General features: G+C 49.9%; 5 protein-coding genes. All 5 read left to right on the top strand.

The window, feature by feature from the left end:
- Positions 1–3,587: hypothetical protein (locus tag B5J93_RS13500; RefSeq protein WP_158080700.1), on the top strand; the 3,587-nt coding region annotated here is incomplete at its 5' end.
- Between the two features lie 21 nt (positions 3,588–3,608).
- Positions 3,609–4,415 (top strand): hypothetical protein, encoded by an 807-nt coding sequence (locus B5J93_RS06210; RefSeq protein ID WP_079325568.1) that lies wholly within the window; start codon positions 3,609–3,611, stop codon positions 4,413–4,415.
- Positions 4,416–4,760 carry a hypothetical protein gene (locus B5J93_RS06205; protein ID WP_079325566.1) on the top strand — a complete coding sequence of 115 codons (345 nt, stop codon included), beginning with the start codon at positions 4,416–4,418 and terminating at the stop codon, positions 4,758–4,760.
- On the top strand, positions 4,748–6,571 hold the full coding sequence (locus B5J93_RS06200; RefSeq protein ID WP_079325564.1) for a hypothetical protein: 1,824 nt from the start codon (positions 4,748–4,750) through the stop codon (positions 6,569–6,571). Before B5J93_RS06205 ends, B5J93_RS06200 begins: the two co-directional genes overlap by 13 nt.
- A gap of 57 nt (positions 6,572–6,628) precedes the next feature.
- Positions 6,629–6,852, top strand: a 224-nt coding sequence (locus B5J93_RS06195) for a DUF2190 family protein (protein ID WP_079325562.1), incomplete at its 3' end; no start/stop codon positions are given.

Below are 6,852 nucleotides of genomic sequence, written 5' to 3'. Positions count from 1 at the left end.
ATAACATGACAAAACGCACCAAACTCAACAAATCCGACTTAAAAATCTACCCCTCTGAACGCCTCACCGACAACGATGACGGCGGTGGCTTGGCACTGGGCACGCCACTGACAGGGGCGGATAATGAGCTGTTTGACCCCATTTCCTCAATCCAACGCATTAATGGTGGCATGATGACCCGCCTTGTGTATGCAGGCGTACAGCGTGCCGATGACGAACCGCTTTTGGGAGCATACACCGCCATCACCAAACCACCCAAAGACCCTAGCGTGTCGTATCTCTTGACCCGTGCAGGCAAATTTGGTGAGGTGCGAGGCGAGATGGTCAAAGCGGTGGAGGCGTACAGCGTGGCAACGATTGAGTCTCGCATGACTTTGATGTCCACGCAGTCTAAGAATAGCCGTATTGTGCAGGCTTATCAAAGCGTGGGTGAGCCATTGCCTTTGGTGGGTGATGTCTATTGCCTAAGACAAGACAAAAAAGGCTATGAGCAAGCGGAGCAATACATCAAAGTCATCAGCGTGTCGAGCGAAGAACGCACTTTTTATGCGGGTGAAAAAACCTTTGCCAAAACGGTCGTCAAAATGGAAATCAGTCAGCCCTTAGAACACAGCTTTGTGGGCGTGGAATATCCTGTGCAGGGTCATACCGATGCCCCTTGTAAAATCCGTGAAACTCATGTGGCGGACGCAGGGCAATATTATGGCGTAAAACCCATCGTCAAAGCCATCAAAGCAAACATGATGACGGTGCAAGTGCCATCACTCATGGAAAAACTGGTGCCTACTACCCAAAGTGAGACCCTACTTAGTGATTTGAGTGCCTCTGGCGTGAGTGCCGTGCTATTTGATGGCAGTAGCGAGAGTTTGACACTTAGCATTAACAGCACCCAAAACAGCTTATATACAGGCTCGCCTATCTTGCCAAACACCCTAGTTATCAGCACAAATGGCGATAACATCACTGATGTCGATGGCACGCTAATGCAAAGTGGGCAAGCGGTGGGCGTGGTGGATTATACTGCTGGACTTATCAGTCTAAACAGTATGTATGTGCGTGTGGTAAGTTTTACCCCAGCCAGTGTTGCTGATGTCGTCTCAGACACCGCTAAAATCCTTGTCAGTGAGAATACACAGTCTTATAACTACATTGTTAATCTGCCCACGCCAAGCACAGTTATGGTGCAATACCGCTCACAGGGCAAATGGTACAAGCTGACCCAAGGCGAGCAAACGCATGGTTCTATCAGTCTAAATCCGCAGACAGGCACGCTGTCCATCACCTGCCGTGAACTGCCCGACATCGGCTCGGCAATCGTGATTTATTGGGGGTCATCTGCGACATTTATCAAACGAGCCAACCTTGTGCCAGTGGTCAAAAGTGTTATCAGCCTGCCCACCACGCCTGACCCATCGTCCATCACGCTGTCATGGGCGGGCGGTCGTGCCACAGTCAATGCCCAAGGGGTCATCAGTGGCGATGTGACGGGGCAGTATCGTGATGGCGTGTTGTTGCTTGACAAAGCCATCAGTGGTGTGACAGTCGGTTATAACACGGGCGATAAAGTGAGCCAAAACCACCCAACCCCTGTGCGAGACTTGCAGGGCAAGATTAATCTGACAGTAGGGGATTTTGTCGCAGGGTCGCTGGTCATCACTTACCCTTTAACGGTGGAGGGCTATGATGAGATTGCACTGGGGGCGGTCATTACCGCCACTGGGCGAAAAGGCGGAAATACCACCAGCACAGGGGGAGGCTCACACGGTACGCATGGGGCGGGGACGCTATTTGCCACGCTGTATGATGATGGCAAGGGCAATCTTGTGGACAACACGGGCAAACAATTTGGCACGGTGGCAGGTGGTGTGGCAACATTTAACCCTGACACTACCGTCTCCATCCCCAAAGCCCGCTACCAAAAAACAAAAATCGGCGAGCAGGTACACTCACAGACCGCCACCAAATTCGTTGGCTTGGAGGTGAGTTGGGGAGCAAAAACTTATCAAGACATCTACCGCACCAGTTTTGCAGGCTTTGATTATGTGCCAGCAGGGGCAACCCTTGCCTCCAATGCTGTCATCACAGCCAGCTTTTATGACACACACCCTGCCAGTGCCAAAAGTGAGAGTGTGGCGGTGGGCACCTCGCTTGTCTTTACTGTTGGTGCAGGGGAGCTGATTGTGCCTAATTCGCTCAGGTTTACCATGAACGGCAAAAGCTATTTTGACAAAGATGGGGGGATTTATACGAGCCTAAACACCGCCACAGGTGGGGCGGACAAAGTAGGGAGCATTGATTATAGTACAGGCGAGCTGATACTCTCTGACCCCATCGGGGCGGTGATGGTGCAATCTTTGACAACCAGCGTCAATGCCCCTCGCACCGATGGCATAAGCTTTATCACGCCCTCTGCTCCCATTCGTCCTGCCTCACTGACCATCTCTGCGACCACGCTAGATGGCAAAAAAATCTCTGCCACCGCAAACGCAAAGGGTGAATTTGAGGGCGAGTACATCTCTGGTCTTGTCGATGTTGAATATGGCTTGGCATCGGTTAAGTTTGGTAAATGGGTAGCGGTGGCGGGCAATGAGGGTGAGGACTGGTACAATGCCGATGCGGTGGTCGATGGGAAAATCTTTAAACCCACTCATGTGTTTAGTAGCTCAATCACATACAGCACGGTCGCTTATTCTTACCTGCCTGTCGATAGTACCACCATTCGCATTGACACCGTGCGACTGCCCCAAGACGGGCGTGTGCCGATATTTCGCCGGGGCGATACCATACTCATTACCAACAGCTTAAAACAAGCACTCGGTTCGGCTCATCAGGCAGGTCAAACGATACAACTTGACCGCACCGACCTAGACCGCCTGTGTATTACTGACAGTACAGGCAAGGCGGTTAATGCCGAGCTGTGGGATTATGACTTGGAGGCGGGCAGTATCACATGGACAAGTCCACTGGATTTGTCCGATTATGCCTTGCCCTTATTTGCCACTTGCACATGGGAGGAGAAAAACCGCATACATGGCGTGGACATTGACGGCACGCTGACCTTGATATTTCCGATCAAACGGGATTATCCGCTAGAAGATACCTATGTCGCTAGTGTGCTCATTGGGGGTAATCTACAAGTGCGAGCGAGCGTGCCGTTTACTCAGCGTAACTGGACAAACATCTGGCAAGACACTCGCATTGGCGATGAGCCGTTAAACCGCTTAAATGTCAAAGATTATCCCATTGTCTTAACCGATGATGGGGCAATCGACGAGAAATGGTTGATTAAGTTTACCAGTAGCTCACAGTTTGAGCTGTACGGGCAAACACTCGGCTTTGTGCTAAAAACCGACACCTTACAAGACTTAGCCCCCATCAACCCAGCCACCAAAAAGCCCTACTTTACCATACCTCGTGAAGCCTTTGGGGCTGATACCCCATGGAGTGTGCAAGAGGTGGTACGGTTTAATACATGGGGGACACTCATGCCTGTGTGGGTCATCTGTGCGGTGCAACCGTCAGCAGACAATCCCAAAGGCTCGGACGGTTATACACAGGTGTTGTTTGGCGATACGACCGAAGTTTAAACAATCTTGAAAGGATATTTTATGAGCTATCTAAACCCTATTAGCCTGACCCCTAAAATTTATCAATCCACCGACCCACAAGCCCCACAGCTGACAGGAGTGATGGGCGACTATAAAAGCGTGTGGAAAGCCTGTCTGGTAACAGGCTACGGTAATAAGGCAGGGGCAGGATTTATGCTTGACAACGAAACCGACCATTCGTGTGATTTTATCAGTCCAAATATCATGATGAGTAAAATCGGCGTGGAGGAGGACAGTTCTTATTACAAGCCTTATTATTATAATGGCACAAATAAGGTATCGCAATGGGCTAGCACCACACCAAAAGTAAACGCCAGATATCCAAGCTGGACAATGTTAGTTTGTGCACTCGGTGTGTATTTTGTCATTACCACAAATGGCATGAGCCAAGTGGGGTATTTAGGTCTCATTAAATCAGCGATTAATGATAATAATATTAACTTTGTGCAGTTAAACGTCGGGAACTTATCAAGTTCTAACAATAACAGCTTTTTAGGTAGTCTTAAAATTGGCAACTATACCAACGCCCGTATCTTATCCAATGGCTATGACTTAGCAAACTCGCTCAAAAAAGACTTCTTCGTCAGCCTAGTCTCTGATGTCTTTTGGCGGCAGGATGGCGCGTTGCTCGGCTCTCAGCCCGCCTTACTGATACAAAACAGCCTGACTTTGCCAACGGATATTCAGATAACCGAATATCAAGGCAGACCTGTGTTGTATATATATGTGGTCAATGGCACAACTAGTTATTCCCAAGCCAATTATAGCTTTGGGGTGATGATATACTTGGACTACTGGGAGTACTAAATGCAAGTACACAGCAAAGCAGATGTGGCTCTTGCCCTACCTAATGTGGGCTACATCGCAGGGGATAATGACGGTATTGTAACAGTAGGCGGCGTCCCCGCACGGCGTGAGATTGTCTTATTCAACATGGAATTAACGCCAATAGCTCGCTATTACAGTCTCGATAACGGGCATTATCTGATACCCAACCTCAACCCAAACGAGCAGTATCTCATCATGGCACGAGACTTGCCCCCGTCTGACGGTATTGAGCGATATGAGCCTGCGGTGTGGGACTATGTGACCCCCAAAGATGATAAGACGATAGATGAGCAAATGGAGCTGTGGCAGTCATGGCAGACATAACCTCTGACAAACTGCCCTTGCCACTGACACGGCGGATGAGCGACAGACCACCGTCTGACCGCTTACCGCTTACCCTAAATCGTAAGTTAGGCACGCTGGATGTTGTTATCGCCCCAATCAAACCCATTGACCAGCCTACACCCACCACCAAAAGAAAAAACCCTACTGTCATGACCCACAATGGCACAACCTCACAGGCGGTGGGCGTAGCGGTGGGTGGGCAGGTGAGCATAAGGGGGCATGAGGCGTGGTGGGCATGGCATCTGTCATGGGGCAATGTGCTGGGTGTGGCAAGCGGACATAACATGGCTGTTCGTCATTTTGTGCCTGTTGCTGATGGCGTGGAGGCTTATGTTGATACGCCATGTCTTATCAGTGGTATTTATCGGCACACATGGCAGGGGCTGATAACCCTTGCTTATGCTGATACGATAAGTGTGGGCAATGGTGTGGGGCTGTACAGTTGTAATCTTGTCAAATATGGGGCTAAGGGCTATTTGCAGGGCTGTACGCAGGGCAGATTATCAGATGTGACGGGACTATTTGGTGATAACACGCACCAGGGCAACAGTACGCCAATTGCTCACCCTAGCACGCACACCATCACGCACAGCGTGCCTGTGCCTTGTCGTTATTATCCGATACCAGAGCCAGAGCCTGATAAACCGATATCGTATTGTAGTATCAGACCGCCGTCCGACCGTCTGCCGTTAGCATTAAGACGCAAGCGAGGGCAACACACAGCAGATGCTCTACCGCTTGCCATGGTTTGTTGGCATGAGATGCCCCCTGCCAGCACCCCCAATCTTAGGAGTTATATCGTGCATAATACCATCACCGCCACCATTGGCGGTATTCATGTCAATCCTTTGTCATTTAGCATAAAGACGGACATGGACAGCTTTTGTTGGCAAGGACGCATTGAGATACCCACCAAAGACTTTGCCAAAATCAAGGATAAACTGGGTAGCCATGGTAATGAGCCGATGATTAGCGTGGTCATTAACAATCACCGCTTTGTCATCATGGGCGAGGAGCTTAGCAAAAACCGCTCGTTTGTCAATCATGGTTACAGCTTATCAGGGCGTAGTGTGACGGCTCGTTTGTCATCAGATTATGCGACTAACAAAGACGGTGGATTAAATCAAGCCTTATTTGCCAGTCAGCTCTGTCAGCAAGCATTGGCAAATACAGGCATGACGGCAGACTATCAAGCCCCTGATTGGCTCATCGGTGCAGGGGTATATAGCACCGATAAGACACCGATTGTAATACTCTCCGATGTCGCTCATGCGTGCGGGGCGTTTGTATCAAGCCATGTCAGCGAGCCACAGCTTATCATCAAGCCTCGTCATAAAGTCCCTGCTTGGAAGCTTGCCACGGCAGAGCCTAATCTTATCTTGGGTCTTGACCCCATTCGCCAAATCAGCGAGCAACAACGGGTAAGCCCTGCTTATGACAACGTTTGGCTGACCAGCACCGCACGCTTGGATAATGTCTATCGCAAACAGTCGGCACGCACAAAAGAAGCCCCAATACAATCCGATGAGCTATTTACCGACCAGATTGCTACTATCGCTAAGGGCGTGCAAATACTATCAGAGTCAGGCACGCACATGGACATGACAATCACAACACGCTGGGCGGACAAATACGGCTTGCCCCTTGCCACGCTAGGCGATATCTGGCAAATCAATGATGAGGGCGGATATAAGGCAGTGGTGGTCAGCGTGGACGTACAAGTCAAAGTAGAGGACGGTGTGCCGAGCGTGTGGCAGGTGGTGGGGCTAGATAGATATATGGGATATTAATCCCCAATTATATTATACATTAATGCTCTAAAAAGTCAATAATTCAAAGGCAAAAAAATGAATTTATATCAAACATTTAACAAGCTCTTTGCCACACCCAAAGGCGTGGCACAAATCACAGGCCAAAAGGGGCAAGGCGTGGTGGTCGGGCAGACACTCGGTGGGGTGTTTGTGGTGCTAAGCGGACAAGCAGAGGTGGGCGATATGGTCTATTATGACCGACAGACCCACGAAATCACAGGGCAAGCTCCGCAGGGGGAGCGAGGGGAGTTTGGGGTGTA

This window comes from Moraxella equi, assembly GCF_002027555.1.
In the GTDB taxonomy this organism is placed as follows: domain Bacteria; phylum Pseudomonadota; class Gammaproteobacteria; order Pseudomonadales; family Moraxellaceae; genus Moraxella; species Moraxella equi.
The sequence above is the reverse complement of the archived record's forward strand: the minus strand, read 5'-3'. Positions and strand labels throughout refer to the sequence as shown.

Coding starts and splice junctions, on each gene's coding strand:
- B5J93_RS06210 (WP_079325568.1), top strand. CDS start 3,609: ATGAGCTATCTAAACCCTATTAGCCTGACCCCTAAAATTTATCAATCC.
- B5J93_RS06200 (WP_079325564.1), top strand. CDS start 4,748: ATGGCAGACATAACCTCTGACAAACTGCCCTTGCCACTGACACGGCGG.
- B5J93_RS06205 (WP_079325566.1), top strand. CDS start 4,416: ATGCAAGTACACAGCAAAGCAGATGTGGCTCTTGCCCTACCTAATGTG.